The organism is Sulfuritalea sp. (assembly GCF_017302275.1).
Classification (GTDB): domain Bacteria; phylum Pseudomonadota; class Gammaproteobacteria; order Burkholderiales; family Rhodocyclaceae; genus Sulfuritalea.
Map to the genome: position 1 here is coordinate 26,013 of NZ_JAFLDR010000024.1, position 17,135 is coordinate 43,147.

General features: G+C 64.4%; 15 protein-coding genes. 10 read left to right on the plus strand and 5 right to left on the minus strand.

What is annotated here, in order from left to right; all coding sequences use genetic code 11:
- Window positions 1–20: 20 nt before the first annotated feature.
- Window positions 21–833 carry a universal stress protein gene (locus tag J0M27_RS13625; protein ID WP_294992597.1) on the minus strand — a complete coding sequence of 271 codons (813 nt, stop codon included), beginning with the start codon at window positions 831–833 and terminating at the stop codon, window positions 21–23.
- A gap of 76 nt (window positions 834–909) precedes the next feature.
- Window positions 910–1,671: a hypothetical protein gene (locus J0M27_RS13630; RefSeq protein WP_294992600.1), complete on the minus strand. Its 762-nt coding sequence runs from the start codon at window positions 1,669–1,671 to the stop codon at window positions 910–912.
- 116 nt (window positions 1,672–1,787) lie between these two features.
- Between J0M27_RS13630 and J0M27_RS13635 the strand changes: the two genes are divergently transcribed.
- From J0M27_RS13635 to J0M27_RS13675, 9 genes are all read left to right on the plus strand, one after another.
- Window positions 1,788–3,233, plus strand: coding sequence for a coniferyl aldehyde dehydrogenase (locus tag J0M27_RS13635; protein WP_294992603.1), 1,446 nt, complete (start codon window positions 1,788–1,790; stop codon window positions 3,231–3,233).
- 9 nt (window positions 3,234–3,242) lie between these two features.
- On the plus strand, window positions 3,243–4,169 hold the full coding sequence (locus J0M27_RS13640; RefSeq protein ID WP_294992605.1) for an alpha/beta fold hydrolase: 927 nt from the start codon (window positions 3,243–3,245) through the stop codon (window positions 4,167–4,169).
- Window positions 4,170–4,212: 43 nt separating this feature from the next.
- On the plus strand, window positions 4,213–5,811 hold the full coding sequence (locus tag J0M27_RS13645) for a GMC family oxidoreductase N-terminal domain-containing protein (RefSeq protein ID WP_294992608.1): 1,599 nt from the start codon (window positions 4,213–4,215) through the stop codon (window positions 5,809–5,811).
- 94 nt (window positions 5,812–5,905) lie between these two features.
- The gene (locus tag J0M27_RS13650) at window positions 5,906–7,231 is read left to right on the plus strand and encodes an iron-containing alcohol dehydrogenase (RefSeq protein WP_294992610.1); all 1,326 of its coding nucleotides are present in this window, start codon (window positions 5,906–5,908) and stop codon (window positions 7,229–7,231) included.
- A gap of 59 nt (window positions 7,232–7,290) precedes the next feature.
- Window positions 7,291–9,588, plus strand: coding sequence for a hypothetical protein (locus tag J0M27_RS13655; protein WP_294992613.1), 2,298 nt, complete (start codon window positions 7,291–7,293; stop codon window positions 9,586–9,588).
- Between the two features lie 169 nt (window positions 9,589–9,757).
- Entirely contained in the window at window positions 9,758–10,246 is a 489-nt protein-coding gene (locus tag J0M27_RS13660) for a phasin family protein (RefSeq protein WP_294992616.1), read from the plus strand.
- A gap of 51 nt (window positions 10,247–10,297) precedes the next feature.
- A complete protein-coding gene (locus tag J0M27_RS13665) occupies window positions 10,298–11,536 on the plus strand; it encodes a patatin-like phospholipase family protein (RefSeq protein WP_294992619.1) in 1,239 nt (412 codons plus the stop codon).
- A gap of 69 nt (window positions 11,537–11,605) precedes the next feature.
- A complete protein-coding gene (locus J0M27_RS13670; protein WP_294992622.1) occupies window positions 11,606–12,253 on the plus strand; it encodes a TetR/AcrR family transcriptional regulator in 648 nt (215 codons plus the stop codon).
- 7 nt (window positions 12,254–12,260) lie between these two features.
- Entirely contained in the window at window positions 12,261–13,058 is a 798-nt protein-coding gene (locus J0M27_RS13675; protein WP_294992625.1) for a hypothetical protein, read from the plus strand.
- Window positions 13,059–13,061: 3 nt separating this feature from the next.
- Here J0M27_RS13675 and J0M27_RS13680 read toward each other — a convergent pair whose 3' ends face one another.
- Complete coding sequence (locus tag J0M27_RS13680; RefSeq protein ID WP_294992627.1) at window positions 13,062–14,633, minus strand: wax ester/triacylglycerol synthase family O-acyltransferase; 1,572 nt, start codon at window positions 14,631–14,633, stop codon at window positions 13,062–13,064.
- 169 nt (window positions 14,634–14,802) lie between these two features.
- Here J0M27_RS13680 and J0M27_RS13685 point away from each other — a divergent pair, with 169 nt between their 5' ends.
- Entirely contained in the window at window positions 14,803–15,060 is a 258-nt protein-coding gene (locus J0M27_RS13685) for an acyl-CoA-binding protein (protein ID WP_294992630.1), read from the plus strand.
- Window positions 15,061–15,132: 72 nt separating this feature from the next.
- Here the strand turns inward: J0M27_RS13685 and J0M27_RS13690 are convergent, their stop codons facing one another.
- Together J0M27_RS13690 and J0M27_RS13695 are read right to left on the minus strand one after the other, a co-directional pair.
- Window positions 15,133–15,414: a polyhydroxyalkanoic acid system family protein gene (locus J0M27_RS13690; RefSeq protein ID WP_294992633.1), complete on the minus strand. Its 282-nt coding sequence runs from the start codon at window positions 15,412–15,414 to the stop codon at window positions 15,133–15,135.
- A gap of 19 nt (window positions 15,415–15,433) precedes the next feature.
- The gene (locus J0M27_RS13695; RefSeq protein WP_294992635.1) at window positions 15,434–17,098 is read right to left on the minus strand and encodes a long-chain-fatty-acid--CoA ligase; all 1,665 of its coding nucleotides are present in this window, start codon (window positions 17,096–17,098) and stop codon (window positions 15,434–15,436) included.
- Between the last annotated feature and the right edge of the window lie 37 nt (window positions 17,099–17,135).

Consider the following 17,135-nt stretch of genomic DNA (forward strand, 5'->3'; position numbering starts at 1 on the left):
GGCCGCCGCCGCGGCCTGAATCAGCTCGACATCAGCACCGGCACGGTCATGTGTTGCAGGATGTAGCGCGTGCCGGCGCCGCGACTGACGAAGGGGAAGCCGATCTGGCCGTGGGCGCCCATCACCAGCAGGTCGGCGCTGCGGTCGCTGACGCGGTTGAGCAGCAGGTCCATGATGCCGAAGTCTTCGACCACCAATACCTCGGGCTTCGCCGTGATGCCGTGGTCCGCGAGGTGGCGCACGACATGGGCGCAGGAGGCGTCGCCGTCCTCGTGGCGGCTGGCGAAGCTGAGCACCCAGGCATCCTCGCAGCCGGCCAGCAGCGGCAGCGCGTCGTTTAGTGCATGCGCGGCCTCGCGGGCGTCGTTCCAGGCAATCATTGGCCGCTTGCCGACATCCTTGAAGTCGCCGGCATAGGGAACCACCAGCACCGGGCGCCCGCAGTCGACGATCACCTCCACGACGAAGTCCTCGGGCAGCAGCGTGTTGCCGCCATGCTCGCGCTGGCCGAGGACGACCAGATCGGCATGACGGGCCAGGTTGGTGACCTGGCGCAGCACCTCGGCATCGCTGCCGCGGTTGACGTCGATCCATTCGGCCCGTGCCAGGCCGGCGCTGGCCTTGGCGAAGGCTGCCTGGCTGGCATCGCGGGCCACAACGTACTCGGGGCTGGGCCAGGTGGCGACGACGCCGACGCGCTGCGCCGCGGCGCGCTGGCCGAAGACGCCGATCAGTCGGGCGCCGTGCTGCCGTGCCAGGCTGGCCGCCAGTTCAAGACGGACGGCGGCGCGCTCGCCGGAATCGAGATGAACCAACAGGTTCTTTATAGACATGGTAGGCAAACCCCTGCGAAGATGAATGGACGATCCTTCCCCGGTGGATCGGGGATCGGGCGAAGTATAGAACCAGTCACTCCGTCGACCGATTCTGAATTCGGAGCGCGCCCTCGCGCGAGGCCTTGTTGTCTCCACCCGGCCTGGCCAGCCACTCCCGCATCAGTGCGGTTTCTCTTTCGGTGACGATGGCGAGGAACTCGTCGGCGCCGTTCATGAAGCTGAAGGCGTCGAATCCGCGCTGCAGGAAGGAGTGCAATCCGCCGAGGCCGGCGAGGTGGGCCGGACCATACATCAGTCGCAGCGAAACGCGGATGAGCGGCATGCGCGTCAGGCGATCGAGGGTCTTGCCTATCGTGTCCACCAGTGCGATCTGCCGTTCCCGATCCTGGCGTCGATCGCAGGTCCGGTAGGCCGCAGCGTAGGCGTCCCAGTCTATCTTGCCCTGCCGCTGCGCCTTGCGCAGGGCCAGCACCATGTCGGTGTCGAGCGATTCCGAGAGCATGTCCATCTGCACCGCTTGCAGCAGGGTCAGCAGCGCCCGCGCCGGCAGCACGCGCACCATCACCGGCACCACCCGCGCGAGTTCCTCATCGCGGCTGCGAAAGTCCTTGGGTCCGTAGAGGTCGCTGAGGAAAAACTCCGCTGCCGGCCGGTAGCGCTCGCTGGCAAGCAGATCCGCATAGGTGCGAGCCAAGCGTGCCGACTGCCATTCCTTGAGTACCGGGTAATCCGCTGCGGCAGGATCGGTGGCACGCGAAGCGCGCAATTCGCGCGCCACCGCTATGCACGCCGCCAGTTCACGGCCTATCGCATCCTTGTCCAGATTGTCATCCATTTCGGCAAATTATCCGCCGCCGCGGCGCGGCCTCGTTAGAGTACCCTGCCTAATCCGGCAAAGCCGTGACGCATAAACTGAACCGCTACGCTGTCCAATGCAGGAGGAGCCCCGCAATGAACGCCATGGAACCCGCCAATCCGGGCGCGAATGCGCCGGTGGCCGACCCGCCCGCCTTCAAGAGTACCTTCGCCGCGATGCATGCCGCTACCCGGCGCAATCCGTCGGCCGACCGCGATCGTCGCCTGACGCGGCTCAACGCGCTGTTGGCGCTGGTGCATGACAACGGGGAGCGCTTCGTCGAGGCGATCGCGGCCGATTTCGGCCACCGTTCCGCGCATGAAACGCGCCTGTTGGAAGTCTTTCCCAGCCTTGAAGCCCTGCGCCACACGCGCTCGCATTTCGGCGCCTGGATGAAGCCGCAGAAGAAGCCCGCCTCGATCTGGTTCCGCCCGGGCCGCGCGCGCATCATCAGCCAGCCGCTGGGCGTGGTCGGCATCATCGTGCCCTGGAACTATCCGCTGTTCCTCGCCATTTCGCCCATGGCGGCGGCGCTGGCGGCCGGCAACCGTGCGATGGTCAAGATGTCCGAGTTCACGCCGCACACCGGCGAACTTCTGGCCGAACTGGTGGCGAAGCACTTCGCCGCCGAGGATGTCGCCGTGGTGCTGGGCGATGCCGCGGTGGGCGCCGATTTCGCGCGCCTGCCCTTCGACCACCTGCTGTTCACCGGCTCGACCAAGGTCGGCCACGACATCATGCGCATGGCGGCGGATAACCTGACGCCGGTTACCCTGGAACTCGGCGGCAAGTCGCCGGCCATTGTCGGCGCCGACTACCCGTTGGCCAAGGCGGCCGAGCGCATCATGGTCGGCAAGCTGCTCAATGCCGGCCAGACCTGCATCGCGCCCGACTACGTGCTGGTGCCCGCCGGCCGCGAGCAGGCCTTCATCGAAGCGGCGCGCGCCGCCGTGGCGAAGTGCTGGCCGGACATGGCGAACTCGCCCGACTACACCGCGATCGTCAATGAGCGCCACTACCAGCGTTTGCAGGGCTATGTCGCGGACGCGCAGCAACGCGGCGCGACCGTCGAACCGCTGTCGACGGCGCAGGCCGATGCTGCGCGCCGCCGCCTGCCACCGCTGGCCTTGCTCCAGGTGGATGACGGCATGCGCGTGATGCAGGACGAGATCTTCGGGCCGCTACTGCCGGTACTGCCCTACCATGACCTCGATGCTGCGATATTCCACGTGAACCAGCATCCGCGCCCGCTGGCCCTGTATTACTTCGGCAACGACAGCGAACAGCGTGACCGGGTGCTGAGCGGGACCGTGGCCGGTGGCGTTACCATCAACGACACCATCCTTCACATCGCGCAGGAGGAGTTGCCCTTCGGTGGCGTGGGTCCCAGCGGCATGGGCCACTACCATGGCAGCGAAGGCTTCAAGACCTTCAGCAAGCAGAAGTCCGTGTTCTACCAGTCGGGGCTCAACGGCATGTCGCTGTTCAATCCGCCCTATGGCGCGCTGTTCGAGCGCCTGACGAAGTTTTTGATTCGCTGAAAGTCGGCGATGGCGGCACGGCAATTCCGCTGGCTCTTGTACGGCGAACTCTTCATCTACGGCGTGCTCGGCTATTGGCTGACGTCGCGCGCAGGCTGGACGCTGGCGCAGGCGGCCGGCCTCGCCCTGGCGGGTTTCCTCGCGGTACGCCTGCTCATCGTCGGCCTGACCTTTGTCCTGATGCTGCAAGGAAGCGGCGAGGTGCCGCCGGAACTGCGCATCGGCATCGTCGGGGGCTTGCGCATGGTGCTCGAGGAATACGCGGCAATGATCCTGCTGTTTGCCGTGATACAACCCTTCGAGGCGTTCTGGCTGGGTCCGGATCGCCTGCCGAAACCGGCACCCGGGCGCCTGCCGGTATTGCTGATCCACGGCTACCAGTGCAATCGGGGTTTCTGGTTCTGGCTGCGGCCGCGGCTCGAAGGCGCCGGCTGGACCGTGGCGACGCACAGCCTGGAGCCGGTGTTCTCGGACATCGATGCCTATGCGGACGGAATCGCCCGGCGCGTGGACGACGTGCTGGCCATCACGGGGGCGAGCCAGTTAATCCTGGTCGGCCACAGCATGGGCGGCCTGGCGTCGCGCGCCTACCTGCGACGCCATGGCGCGGGGAAAGTGGCGCGCTTGATCACCCTCGGCTCGCCGCATCAGGGTACCGAGCTGGCGCGCCTGGGTCTGGGGCCCAATGCCCGCCAGATGCGCGTGGGCAGCCCGTGGCTGCGCGGCTTGGCGGCACCGCTGCCGGCGGCGTCCGTGTCCATCTACAGCTGCCACGACAACTACGTGTTTCCGCAGCAAACTTGTTCGACGCTGCCAGGGGCGACCAACATCGCCATCGGCGGCGTTAGCCACCTGGGCATGGCGTTCTCGGCAAGCTTGCGCCGCATGCTGTTGCAGTCGCTGGAGGGCCCCGCTCCCCGGGCCGGGCAAAACTAGCGCGCCGGGCTGCTGCTTGATTACTTGGAGGATCGGAAAACGCATGAAGGAATTCGATTACATCGTAGTAGGCGGCGGTGCCGGCGGTTGCGCCGTGGCGGGACGACTTTCGGAGGACCCCGCAGTCAGCGTCTGCCTTCTGGAAGCAGGCAAAGGCGATGACCAACTGCTGATCAAGGTGCCCTTCTGCACGGCGCTGATGCTGCCGACACCGATCAACAACTGGGCCTTCGAAACCGTGCCGCAACCGGGCCTCAACGGCCGCCGCGGCTACATGCCGCGTGGCAAGGCCATGGGCGGCTCGACCTCGATCAATGCCATGGTCTATACGCGCGGCCATCCCTGGGATTACGACCACTGGGGGGCGCTGGGCAATGACGGCTGGTCATGGCGCGAGGTCCTGCCGTATTTCAGGAAATCGGAACACAACGAAAAATTCGACGGCGAGTACCACGGGCAGGGCGGGCCCCTGAACGTTGCCGACCTGCGCTCGATGAACCCCTTCCAGCGGATCTATCTCGAGGCCGCGCGCCAGACCGGATTCAAGCTGGTCGATGACTTCAACGGCGCCGACCAGGAAGGGATAGGGATCTATCAGGTGATGCAGAAGAACGGCGAACGCTGGAATGCGGCGCGCGCCTATCTGACCCCGCATCGGGCCAGCCGCCCCAACTTGACGGTGCTCACCGGGACGAGGGCCCGGCGCGTGCTTTTCGCCGGCAGGCGGGCCAGCGGGATCGAGTTCGAGCAGGGCGGCGAGCTGCGGGCCATCCATGCAAAACGTGAAGTGATCCTGGCGGCCGGCGCGATCCAGTCGCCCCAGTTGTTGATGCTTTCGGGCGTCGGCGCCGGCGCCGAACTGCGGCAATTCGGCATTCCGGTGGTCCGCGACCTGCCCGGGGTCGGCAAGAATCTCCAGGACCATCCCGACTATGTCTTCAACTACCGCGCCAAGTCGCTGGACCTGCTCGGCATTTCCCTGGGCGGTGGCCTGCAGATGATGAAGGAGATCGGCCGCTATCGGCGCGAACGCACCGGCATGATGACTTCGAATGGCGCCGAAGGCGGCGGCTTCCTGCGCCGCTTCCCGGATTCGCCTGCGCCGGAGTACCAACTGCATTTCGTGGTCGGCATGATCGACAGCCATGCGCGCAAGCTGCATCTGGGACACGGCTACTCCTGCCACATCTGCCTGCTGCGGCCGAAGAGCGTCGGCACGCTCGGCCTCGACAGCGCCGACCCGCTGGCGGCGCCACGCATCGATCCGAACTTCCTCGGCCATGCCGACGACCTCGAAGCCATGGTCGATGGCTTCAAGCTGACGCGGAAACTGATGGATGCGCCGATCCTGGCGGGTATCCGTACCGGCGAGGTCTACACCGAAGGGATACATTCCGACGACGCGATCCGCGAGGAACTTCGCAATCGCTCCGACACCATCTATCACCCGGTCGGTACCTGCAAGATGGGCAGCGATGCGATGGCGGTGGTTGATTCGCGCCTGCGGGTGCATGGACTCGAGGGCCTGCGCGTGGTGGATGCCTCGATCATGCCGACCCTGATCGGCGGCAATACGACGGCGCCAACCCTGATGATCGCGGAGAAAGCCGCCGACATGATTCGCGGCGATGCCGCAGTCTGATGTTGGATGATAGAGTTCCAGCTTCGGGAAGGGCAATGCCCGGCGCAAACACGGGAAAGAACCCGGCGGGCGGACGTTTTGGAGGAGAGATTCCTTGATTTCGGATTTCATCAGCGATTCGCTTCGCACCACGGCACTGGGTGCCGCCATGAAGGGCGCCGGCCTGGCCGTGCGCTTCCTGCCCATACCGCAGCCGACCATCCTGGTCGGGCCGGGAGCCAGCGGCCGCCTGGGGCAGACCATCGCCGGCTTCGGCCACAAGAAGATCCTCATCGTCACCGACAGCATCATCTCCAAGCTGGGCCTGCTCGACGAGTTGACCTCGGCCCTGACGGCGGGGGGCGCCGAGTTCGTGGTATTCGATGCGATCACGCCCGACGCGCCGATTCCGCTGATCGAAGAAGGTATCGACTTCTACACCGCGCACGACTGCGATGCCATCGTCGCCTTCGGCGGCGGCTCCTCGATGGACGCCTCAAAGGCGATTGCCGCCGCGGTCTCCAATCCCGGCAAGTCGCTGCGGGATCTGGCGGGTTATTTCAAGGGCCTGAGCACGCCGGTCAAGATCTATGCCGTGCCCACCACCGCCGGCACCGGTTCGGAAGTCACCGTGGCTGCCGTAATTTCCGATCCGGAACGGCAGGCCAAGCTGGTGATCGTCGATACCCGCCTGGTGCCGAAGATGGCGGCGCTCGATCCCTGCCTGATGACCGGGCTGCCGCCGCATATCACCGCGGCGACCGGCATCGATGCCCTGACGCATGCTATCGAGTCCTTCATCGGCAAGTGGGCCAACCCCTACACGGATGACATGGCCCTGTCGGCGGTCGGCCTCATTTTCGACAACCTGCGCGTGGCCTACAGCGACGGCAAGAACCTCGCCGCGCGGGAGAAGATGGCCCTGGCCGCCACCTATGCCGGACTGGCCTTCACGCGGGCCAACGTCGGCTACGTGCATGCCATCGCCCACCAGTTCGGCGGCCGTTACCACACGCCGCATGGCCTGGCCAACGCCATCATGCTGCCGCTGGTGCTCAGGTATTCGCTGCCGGCCGTTACCGACCGACTGGCCCTGCTCGCGGTGCGCGCCAAACTCGGCAAGGAAAGCGAAGGCGAAGACGCCCTGGCGCAGAAGTTCCTCGATGCCGTGGTGCAACTCAATCGCGACCTTGCCATACCGACCTTCCTCGCCGCGTTGAAGAAGGCGGACATTCCGCAACTGGCGGAAGCCGCCTGCCGCGAGGCGCATACCGGTTACCCGGTGCCGCGTTACATGACGCAGGCGCAGTGCGAGGATCTGATCCGCCAGGTGCTGCCGCCCCAGACTGAACTCGAGGTGGCGCCAAGGAAAGCGGCAACGGCAAGGAAGCCTGCCGTGGCGACAAGGAAACCGGCTCCGCGCGCAAAGAAGCCGGCCTGATGCCCCGGATCGCCATGCCTTGATGATGGCGGCCAATCCAACAGACGAGGAATGAAGTGATGAAAAAAGTCGTTACCGTTACCCTGGGTTCTTCCAAGAAGGATTTCGAGTTCAAGACGAAGTTTCTAGGCCAGGAATTCCAGGTGCGGCGCTTCGGCGCCGACAAGGACAGCAGCAAGGCCTGGGAGTTGATGCGGCGCCAGCAGGCGTATGCGGATGCCATTGCCCTGAGCGACATGCCCGACCACTACCACGTCGGCCTGCGCACGGTGATCAACAAGAAATCGCAGCACCTGATGCAGGTCGTCACGCGCGTGCCGGTGACGACCGGCGCCAGCCTGCGCCGGCTGCTCCAGGTGCGTGCCGTCCGTTACGTGCAGAAGGAACTGGGTCACTACTTCAACAACAACCTGGTGCTATTCCTCTCCGGCATGCGCAACTACGACATGGCGGTCGCGCTGTCCGATTACACCAAGAATTTGAGTTTCGCCGATCCGGTATTCCATGCGGCATCCCCGGTGCTGCTGGGTTCGCTGGACCAGCTCGAGCTCTTCGCCAAGGGCAAGGAACTCCTGCCCGACGGCGTCCCCGGGGAGTTCCTGAAATCCGTCCTCGGCACCCTGAAGAACAAGATCGTGGCCAATGCCGTGGCCAAGTCGCATGTCATCGTCGGCACCTTCCGCGAGATCCAGGCGGTGGCTTCCGGCGGCAACCTGGAAGGCAAGACCCTGATCACTTCGGCTGTCGATGACGAGGCTCTCGCCTTCTTCGCCAAACAGAAAGTCAATCTGGCGGTGGACGTCACGCCCAAGCTCTTCGACCAGGTGGTGGGCATCAGCACCATCACTGCCATGATCCTCGCCGCGACCGGCAAGGCGGAGTCAGAGCTCACCGACCACGATTTCGAGGAGATCCTCCACGAGCTCGACATCAAGCCCCGCCTGCTGCATCCCACCGGGCATTTCCGCAACATCCGCCGCTTCGCCTTCGTCGTCCATCCGCTGAGCCAGGAGTACATCAAGAAGGGCTTCCCGCTGCCCAAGGGCACGCCCAAGTTCATCATGGACAAGGTGGAAACGCTCGCCGCCTACATGCCGCCGATGGTGTATTGCAAGATGAGCAATATCGTCTCTCCCACCGGCGCCGAGGCCGAGGGCTGGCTGATCTCGGTGGGCGGCACGCCCAAGGAGATGCTCTCGCACAGCCCCGAGTTCACCTATCGGCGCCTGCTCCACGCGGCGAAGATCGCCGAGGGGCTGGGCGCCCAGATCATGGGCCTCGGCGCCTTCACCAAGGTGGTCGGCGATGCCGGCATCACCGTGGCGCGACGCGCGAGCATACCCATCACCACCGGCAACAGCTACTCCGCATCCGGCGCGCTGTGGGCGGCGGCCGACGCCATGCGCCGCATGGGGCTGATCAAGCCGGGCAAGGATTCGAAGCGGGTGCCCGCCAAGACCATGGTGATCGGCGCCACGGGCTCCATCGGCTCGGTCAGCGCCCGCCTGCTGGCCATGGCATTCGACGAAGTGGTGATCGCCGGACGCGACATCAAGAAGCTCAACGAGCTGCGCGATTCGATCCTGCAGGACACGCCAGATGCAAAGGTCATCTCGTCGACCGATTACGACAGCCTGCTGGGCGACATGGACATGATCGTCACCTCGACCTCGGGGGCCGGCAAGAAGATCCTCGACATCACCAAGGTCAAGCCGGGCTGCGTGATCACCGACGTCGCGCGCCCGCTCGACCTGCCTCCCTCGGAAGTAGCCAAGCGTCCGGACGTGCTGGTGATCGAGTCGGGCGAGATCGAACTGCCGACGCCGGTCAAGGGCATGAAGTCGATCGGCCTGCCGAAGAACGTGATTTACGCCTGCCTGGCGGAAACCATCGTGCTGGCATTGGAGGGTCGCTTCGAGGTGTTCACCATCGGCCGTGACACCGAGTGGGAAAAGGTCAAGGAAATCTACAAGCTCGGCATCAAGCACGGCATGAAGCTGGCGGCGATATCGGGCGTCAAGGGCGTGTACAGCGACGACGACATTGCCAAGGTCGTGGCCCTTGCAAAGAAAGCGCGATCGACCTGGAAGGGGTCCGGTGGTACGGCGTCTGCAACACCGGTGGCAAAAAAGGCGGTGGCAAGGAAAGCCGTGGCGAAACCTGCGGCAGCGAAGAAGACCGTGCCGGCGACGTCCGTGGCACGAAAGGTCGTTGGGAAAAAGGCCGCGCCAACGAAGGCAGCGGTGAAAAAATCTCCAGCCAAGGGAGCGGCCGCGCCGAAGAAAGCCGCGTCAAGCCCGGCGCCGACCAAAAATTCCGCGCCGAAGCCGGCCGCGAAGAGGATGGCAAGTTCATAGATTTCACCCCGCGCCTCGCTGCCGCAACGGGGTATGGCGCGGGGGTTTCCCCCAGGACATTAGTGTGATTTCTCTAATCCTGGCCGCTACACTTTCCATGTGACAGACTAGGGTTCGCCGGGGACTAGCGCGGCGAAGCAGCAGGGATACGTCAATTTTGGAGATTGTTATGGTCAAGAAGCTCGTGGTTAAGAAACTCAAGTCCGTTGGCATCGACAGCCAGCTTTCCGCCACCATCCGCGATTCGGCGGAGCAGATTTGGCTGGCGGGCCTCGGCGCTTTCGCCAAGGCCCAGGAAGAAGGCACCCGGGTATATGACGCGCTGATTCGCGAAGGCGAGGCGATCCAGAAGAAGACCCGCAAGGTGACCGAGGACAAGGTGACTGAAATGGCGGCCAAGGCCACCGGCACCTGGGACAAGCTGGAGCAGGTTTTCGAGAACCGCGTGGCTCGCTCGCTCAATAGCCTCGGCGTGCCGACCAAGGCCGACGTCGAGCAACTGGCCAAGCGCGTGGCGGAACTCAAGGCCGAAGTCGAAAAGCTGAATCGTGGTGCCGCCAAGGCCACGAAGCCGGCGAGCGCAGCCAAGCCGGTGCGTCGCGCGCCCAAGGCCGTGGCGAAAGCTGCCTCCAAGGCCGCACCCAAGGCGGCTGCCTGAGCGTCGATTTGCCTGACGCGAGCCTGATGGTTGCTGGCGGAGTGCTCTGAAATGAGCCCGAAAGGCCGTCGGCGGAAAGCGGCCCTTGCCTTGGCCGGCGGCGGTCCGCTCGGCGCCGTCTATGAAATCGGAGTTCTGGTGGCGCTGTCCGAAGCGCTGGATGGCTTCGATTTCAACGAACTCGATGCCTATGTCGGGGTCAGTGCCGGCAGCTTCATCGCCGCCGGTCTGGCCAATGGACTCAGCCCGGCCTACCTGTACCGGATGTTCATCGACAGCGATTCGGCCGAGGTTCCCTTCGAACCGGAGATGCTGCTCAAGCCGGCCACCGGGGAATATGCGCGCCGCGCCGCGCGGTTTCCATCGTTGCTGCTCGAATCCCTGGGCGACTATTTCCGCAGCCCCTTGCAGCGGGATTTCCTGGCGTCGTTCCAGCGGTTGTCACGGGCGATTCCGACCGGGGTGTTCGACAATTCCGGCATCGACGATTTCCTGGGCCGGCTGTTTTCCCTGCCCGGCCTGAGCAACGATTTTCGCCGGGTCAGGAAGCCGCTGTACCTGGTCGCGACGGACCTCGATTCGGGAACTTCGGTCGCCTTCGGCGCCAAGGGCTTCGAGCATGTGCCGATCGCCACCGCGATCAAGGCCAGTGCGGCCTTGCCGGGCCTGTACCCGCCGGTCGAGATCGACGGTCGCTGGTATGTCGATGGCGCGCTGAAAAAGACGCTGCATGCGTCCGTCGCCCTCAAGGCCGGGGCGCGCCTGGTGTTTTGCATCAATCCGCTGGTTCCCTTCGACGCCAGGCATGCCGCGCACGAACGGCATAGCCGGGAGCGCAAGCTGGTCGACGGCGGCCTGCCCGTGGTCCTGGCGCAGACCTTCCGCGCCATCATCCATTCGCGCATGAAGACCGGCCTGGCCAAGTACGACATCGAGTACAAGGACGCCGACGTCATCCTGTTCGAGCCCGGTCGCGACGATGCCGACATGTTTTTCACCAACATCTTCAGCTATGCCGACCGCAAGCGGCTCTCGGAACAGGCCTACCGCAAGACGCGGGAGGAGCTGCTGCGTCGCCACGAGGAACTGGCGCCCAGGCTGGCCCGCCATGGGGTGAGCATCAACCTCGATGTCCTCGCCGATCCGCACCGTTCCCTGGCGCGGCGCATGGGGCAACTGAAACGGCACCGTGCCAGGAACATGGGGCTTACCGCGCTGCGCCTTTCCGACACGCTCGACGACCTCGCCCGGGCGGTGCGGCGCATGCAGGCCAGAACCCGTGCGGCATGAAGCGGATTGGCTGACGGTCCTGCCCATGCTTTCTGCTATTCTCGGTTCATTGCTTGAGATTGGTGATTGATGGAAAGAAAGCCCAAGCGCCGCACCCGCGAGCGCATCCTCGAAACCTCGCTGTCGCTGTTCAACGATTTCGGCGAGCCGAACGTCACGACGCAGTTGATCTCCGACGAGATGGGCATCAGCCCGGGCAACCTCTACTACCATTTCCACAACAAGGACGAGATCATTGAGTCTCTGTTCGCGGATTTCGAGCGCGACATCGAGGACACCCTGGCCGCGCCGACACGGCGGGCGCCGAATGTCGAGGACATCTGGCTGTTCCTGCACCTGGTTTTCGAGTCAATCTGGAAATTCCGTTTCCTCTACCGCGACATCAACGAACTGTTGTCGCGCAACCGTCTGCTGGAAACCCACTTCAAGCGCATCGTGGCGCGCAAGGTGAGCACCGCGTCGGCAATCTGCAAGGGGCTCGTCGCCACCGGCGACATGCGGGCGACGCCGGCGGAGATCCAGGCGCTGGCGGTCAACATGACCGTGGTGGCGACCTACTGGCTATCCTTCGAGTTCGTCAGCGATCCGCGCAAGAAGATCGACGGCAACAGCCTGTCGCGCGGTGCCTTCCAGGTCATGGCATTGGCGGCGCCCTACCTGGTGGGCCGGTCGCGCAAGCTGTTCGAGGAAGTGTCGAAGACCTACCTGACCGACTGAGAGAGCGATGAGGACCAAAACCGCAAGTCCAGCCTGGAAGAAGTTTCCGCACGCCGACAAGTCCTTCGTCTACGCCGGAGCCGCGCTGAAAAACAACTGGGAACGCCTGCATCGCGGCGATCGCGAGCCTTTCCCCGCCGATTCCGCCGTGCAGGAGGCCTGGCGGCTCTATCATCAGGGCGAGTTCCAGGCCGCCTTCGAGGCAGGCCTCGCCGCCGGTCTCGATGGCTACACCGCCGCCAACAAGGCCGCGATGATTTACGCCACCTACCTGGAGGATGATGACAGGCGCAAGCTGGAACTGTTTCAGGCCATTTCCTCGCGCAGCGACGAACTGCAGCGCGCACAGCCGAAAAATCTCAACGGGCATTACTTCCAGGCCTACGCGCTGGGCCGTTACAGCCAGGGCATCTCGGTGCTCAAGGCCCTGACCGACGGCCTGGGTGGCCGGATCAAGTCGGCGCTGGAGGCAACACTACGGCTCGACCCGAAGCATGCCGAGGCGCATATCGCGCTGGGTGCCTACCATGCCGAGGTGGTGGACAAGATGGGCGCCATGGTCGGCAAGCTCACCTACGGCGCGAGCAGGGAAGTCGCCATCAAGCATTTCGACACGGCATTGAAACTCTTGCCGGATTCGGCGATCGCCCGGATCGAGTATGCCAATGCGCTGGTCCTGCTGTTCGGCGACAAGCGCATGGATGACGCGGTCGGTTTCTACGAAATGGCCGCCGCGGCGACCCCGGTCGAGGCCATGGAAAAGCTCGACGTCGAGCTGGCGAAGGCGGAGCTGGAAGAAGAGTAGGGCTTATTTGCGGAAGCGCTTCGGTATCCGTCGGCCGGCCGCTGGTTCAGGAGTCGGCGCTGGCAATACGGCGGCTGTGGCTGCGGATTCCGGCGCCGCCTTGCGCCGCGCCGGTTTGCGCGTCGCGGAAACCCCGGTGATGCGCCGGCCGAAGAGCTTTTCCTCGGCCAGGACCGGGTCGAGCGGCTGGTCCCATTCCAGCATCAGCAGCGCCAGGAGCATTTTTTCGAACTCGGCGGCGAATAGCGGCGTGATGCTGTCCGGGTCGGAGATGAAATGGCGGTCGCTGATCAGGCTGAACTGCACCGCATCGTTGTAGCTGAGGATGGAGACGCCGACGCCGATGTCACCCGACTGCGGCACCCAGAACATGCACTGGTCGAGGCGGTTGCCGGCGAGATAGAGCGGCTCTTTCGGTCCCGGCACGTTGGTCATCACCGCGCTGGCCTTGGCCGCCAGCATGTCGAGGAAAGCCTGTTGCACCAGCTTCGGCGCCAGGCCGACGGCGGCCAGCACGCCCAGTGTCAGCGGCGGCTGGAAGGAGTGCTTCAATTCGTTCATGCGTTCGCGCACCAGGAACAGTCGCGCGAAGGGGTTGCCCTCCCAGATCGGCAGCGACAGCGTGACCAGGCCGAAGCGGTTGCCCAGCGTTCCCTCGTCCCGCGCCGAGCGCAGGTTGACCGGCACCATCGCGCGCACTTCGACGCCGGCTACGCTTTCGCCCTTCTGCAGAAAATAGGCACGGATCGCGCCGGCCACGGCTGCGAGCAGCACGTCATTGACCGAGCAGCCCAGCGCCTTGCCCAGTGCCTTGACTTCGGCGAGCGGCATCGGCTCGGCCCAGGCCACGCGCTTCACGGTGCCGGTGTGGCCCTTGAGGCTGGTCGGCGAATCGGGCGGCATGGCCAGCAGCTTGGCGAGCTCGGCCAACAGGCCGATGCCATACTGGCCGTAGGTCTGCAGGCGATCCGTATCCTGCGCCAGGCTCAGCGCCTTTGCCCCAAGGTCGCTGCCGGCATGGAAGGCCGTGCCGAGGGATTCGGCCAGGGTTTCGAGCAGGCCACGTGAGGGTTCGTCGACCTCGCCTTCGTCGTCGCGCAATGCCTGCGGTGCCATTTGCGGCGGCGCCTCGGGCGACGGGTCGGTGAGCGACAGCACCACGCCGACCAGGGCGATGCCGTCGGCGATGCTGTGATGGATGCGCACCACCATCGCCGAGCCGCCTTCGTAGTCCTCGATCAGGTCGAAGCGCCACAGCGGCTTGCCCGCATTCAGCGGTTGCACCGCGAGTTCGCCGGCCAGCGCCTGCAGCGCGGCCTTGCCCGAGCCCCTGGGCAGGGCGCGGCGGCGCAGGTGGGCATCGATGTCGAAATCGGGGTCGTCTTCCCAGAAGGCGCCGCCGACTTCCTGCACCGCGCACTGGCGAAAGCGCCGGTAGCGAGCCACCAGTCGTGCGGCGACGGTGTCGCGCAGGCGGTCGAAGTCCATGCGCCGCGCGAAGACCATGACGCCGAGGATCATCATCAGGTTGGTCGGCCGGTCCATGCGCAGCCAGGCCGTATCAACGGCGGACATTTTTTCGCGTCGGGGCATCGTGCTCTTCCTCAAATGGGCGGACATATCGCGCCGATACCTTCCTGCAAAATGCAGCTACATATCGCCGGGATACCGTTCCTTCGTTCCTCGGGAACATATAATAGTCGAAGCCCAATCCGGGTGACCATTCCTTGACGGTGACGACGACATGAGCAATCTCAAGAAGAAGTTCGAAGCGGCAGCGGCCGATTCCAAGAAGCTTCCCGAGCGGCCCTCCAACGACGTGCTGTTGCAGCTCTATGCGCTCTACAAGCAGGGCAGCGAGGGCGACGTGGAAGGCAAGCGCCCCGGCTTTACCGACATGGTCGGCCGCGCCAAGTATGACGCATGGGCAGCGGTCAAGGGCACCGACGCCGAGGACGCGATGCAGCAATACATCGACCTGGTGAAATCGCTCAAGGATTGATGCCGTGCGGCGCCGTGTCACCGGTGCCGTCCGCAAGGGATACCGTCTCCGGCTTTGCCGGGGACATAACTCTCAGGCAGGGCCGAAGTTCTCGTCGCAGAAGCGGTTGATCTCGTGCTCGATGCGCGGCCCCAAGGCCGTCAGCAGAAAGCCAAGCTTGACGTAGATCTCGACCTCCTTCTTGCCGACTTCGATGTGGCCGGCCACGCCCATGCGCTGGAAGCGCAGAGTGTCGCCCTCCCACTCGTGGTCCAGGCCGAATTCCTCGCCGAGTTCCTCGGCGATGTGCTCCGCGCCCTTGCGCGCTTTCTTGAGCGTGGTGTGGTGCGGACGGCAAACCCGGATTTCACTCATTGCATGGAGCCCTTCCGGCTCAGGCCTTCTCGTCGCGCAACTGGCGGCGCAGAATCTTGCCGACGTTGGTCTTCGGCAGTTCGGTGCGAAACGCTATCTGGCGCGGAATCTTGTAGCCGGTCAGGTGGGCGCGGCAGTGCTCGATGATCGATGCTTCCGTCAGGTCGGGATCCTTCTTGACGACGAAGATCTTGATTGCCTCGCCGGTCTTCTCGTCCGGTACGCCGACCGCGGCGGACTCCAGCACACCGGGATGCATGGCCAGCACGTCCTCGATCTCGTTCGGATAGACGTTGAAGCCCGAGACCAGGATCATGTCCTTCTTGCGATCGACGATCTTGAAGTAGCCTCTGTCATCCATCACCGCCACGTCGCCAGTGCGCAGGAAACCGTCGGCCATGATCACCTTGGTGGTTTCCTCGGGACGGTTCCAGTAGCCCTTCATCACCTGCGGGCCGCGGATGCACAACTCGCCGGGTTCGCCCATCGGCAGATCCTTGCCGTCATCGTCGCGGATCGTCGCCTCGGTGGATGAGATCGGCAGGCCGATACAGCCGTTGTACTCGGGCATGTCGAGCGGGTTCATGGTGGCAGCCGGCGATGTCTCGGTCAGTCCGTAGGCCTCGATCAGCGTGACGCCGGTGATCTGCTTCCAGCGTTCGGCCACCGCACGCTGCACGGCCATGCCACCGCCCAGCGTCAGGCGCAGCTTGGAGAGGTCGATGCTGGCGAAATCCGGATTGTTGATCATGGCGTTGAACAGCGTATTGACCCCGGTGATGGTGGTGAAGGGATACTTGCCGATTTCCTTGACGAAGCCCGGGATGTCGCGCGGATTGGTGATAAGCAGGTTGGTGGCGCCGATCTTGAAGAAGGTCAGGCAGTTCGCCGTCAGTGCGAAGATGTGGTACAGGGGCAGTGCCGTGACGATGATCTCGCTGTCGGTCACGGCGTCCTTGATCCACGCATGCGCCTGCTGCAGGTTGGCGATGATGTTGCGGTGGGTCAGCATCGCGCCTTTCGACACCCCCGTGGTGCCGCCGGTGTATTGCAGGAAGGCGATATCTTCGTGCCCGACCTCGACCGGCTTGAGCGGAAAGCGGCCGCCTTCGATCAGCGCGTCGCGCAGTTCGATGGCATCGGCGATGTGCCATGCCGGAACCATTTTCTTGACGTGCTTGACCACGATATTGACGATCATGCGCTTGGGGAAGTCGAGCATGTCGCCCAGTTGGGTGACGATCACGTGCTTCACCGGCGTGCGCGTGACGACGTTCTCCAGCACTTTGGCAAAGTTCTCCACGATGACGATCGCCTCGGCGCCGGAGTCTTTGAGCTGGTGCTCGAGTTCGCGCTCCGTGTACAGCGGGTTGCAGTTGACCACCGTGTAGCCGGCACGCAGCGCGCCGTAAAGGCAGATCGGGTACTGCAGCAGGTTGGGCATCATCAACGCGACGCGGGCGCCCCTGGGCAACTTGAGCACGGATTGCAGGTAGGCGCCGAAGGCCGCCGAGAGCTTGTCCAGGTCGGCGTAGGTGATCGCCTTGTCCATGTTGATGTAGGCCTTGCGCGGCCCATACTGCCTGACGCTCCTCTCGAACAGCTCGCCAATGGAGCGGAACTCGTTGAGGTCGATTTCGGCGGGCACGCCAGCCTGGTAACTCTTGAGCCAGATCCTTTCCATGACAAGCCTCCTTGAAGTTTTCTCTATTCTAATCACA

What these genes read in the sequence shown, in the direction of transcription:
- J0M27_RS13665 (WP_294992619.1), top strand. Translation starts at nt 10,298, where the DNA reads ATGAGCCCGAAAGGCCGTCGGCGGAAAGCGGCCCTTGCCTTGGCCGGC.
- J0M27_RS13685 (WP_294992630.1), top strand. Translation starts at nt 14,803, where the DNA reads ATGAGCAATCTCAAGAAGAAGTTCGAAGCGGCAGCGGCCGATTCCAAG.
- J0M27_RS13655 (WP_294992613.1), top strand. Translation starts at nt 7,291, where the DNA reads ATGAAAAAAGTCGTTACCGTTACCCTGGGTTCTTCCAAGAAGGATTTC.
- J0M27_RS13690 (WP_294992633.1), bottom strand. Translation starts at nt 15,414, where the DNA reads ATGAGTGAAATCCGGGTTTGCCGTCCGCACCACACCACGCTCAAGAAA.
- J0M27_RS13695 (WP_294992635.1), bottom strand. Translation starts at nt 17,098, where the DNA reads ATGGAAAGGATCTGGCTCAAGAGTTACCAGGCTGGCGTGCCCGCCGAA.
- J0M27_RS13670 (WP_294992622.1), top strand. Translation starts at nt 11,606, where the DNA reads ATGGAAAGAAAGCCCAAGCGCCGCACCCGCGAGCGCATCCTCGAAACC.
- J0M27_RS13680 (WP_294992627.1), bottom strand. Translation starts at nt 14,633, where the DNA reads ATGTCCGCCGTTGATACGGCCTGGCTGCGCATGGACCGGCCGACCAAC.
- J0M27_RS13660 (WP_294992616.1), top strand. Translation starts at nt 9,758, where the DNA reads ATGGTCAAGAAGCTCGTGGTTAAGAAACTCAAGTCCGTTGGCATCGAC.
- J0M27_RS13645 (WP_294992608.1), top strand. Translation starts at nt 4,213, where the DNA reads ATGAAGGAATTCGATTACATCGTAGTAGGCGGCGGTGCCGGCGGTTGC.
- J0M27_RS13630 (WP_294992600.1), bottom strand. Translation starts at nt 1,671, where the DNA reads ATGGATGACAATCTGGACAAGGATGCGATAGGCCGTGAACTGGCGGCG.
- J0M27_RS13675 (WP_294992625.1), top strand. Translation starts at nt 12,261, where the DNA reads ATGAGGACCAAAACCGCAAGTCCAGCCTGGAAGAAGTTTCCGCACGCC.
- J0M27_RS13625 (WP_294992597.1), bottom strand. Translation starts at nt 833, where the DNA reads ATGTCTATAAAGAACCTGTTGGTTCATCTCGATTCCGGCGAGCGCGCC.
- J0M27_RS13635 (WP_294992603.1), top strand. Translation starts at nt 1,788, where the DNA reads ATGAACGCCATGGAACCCGCCAATCCGGGCGCGAATGCGCCGGTGGCC.
- J0M27_RS13640 (WP_294992605.1), top strand. Translation starts at nt 3,243, where the DNA reads ATGGCGGCACGGCAATTCCGCTGGCTCTTGTACGGCGAACTCTTCATC.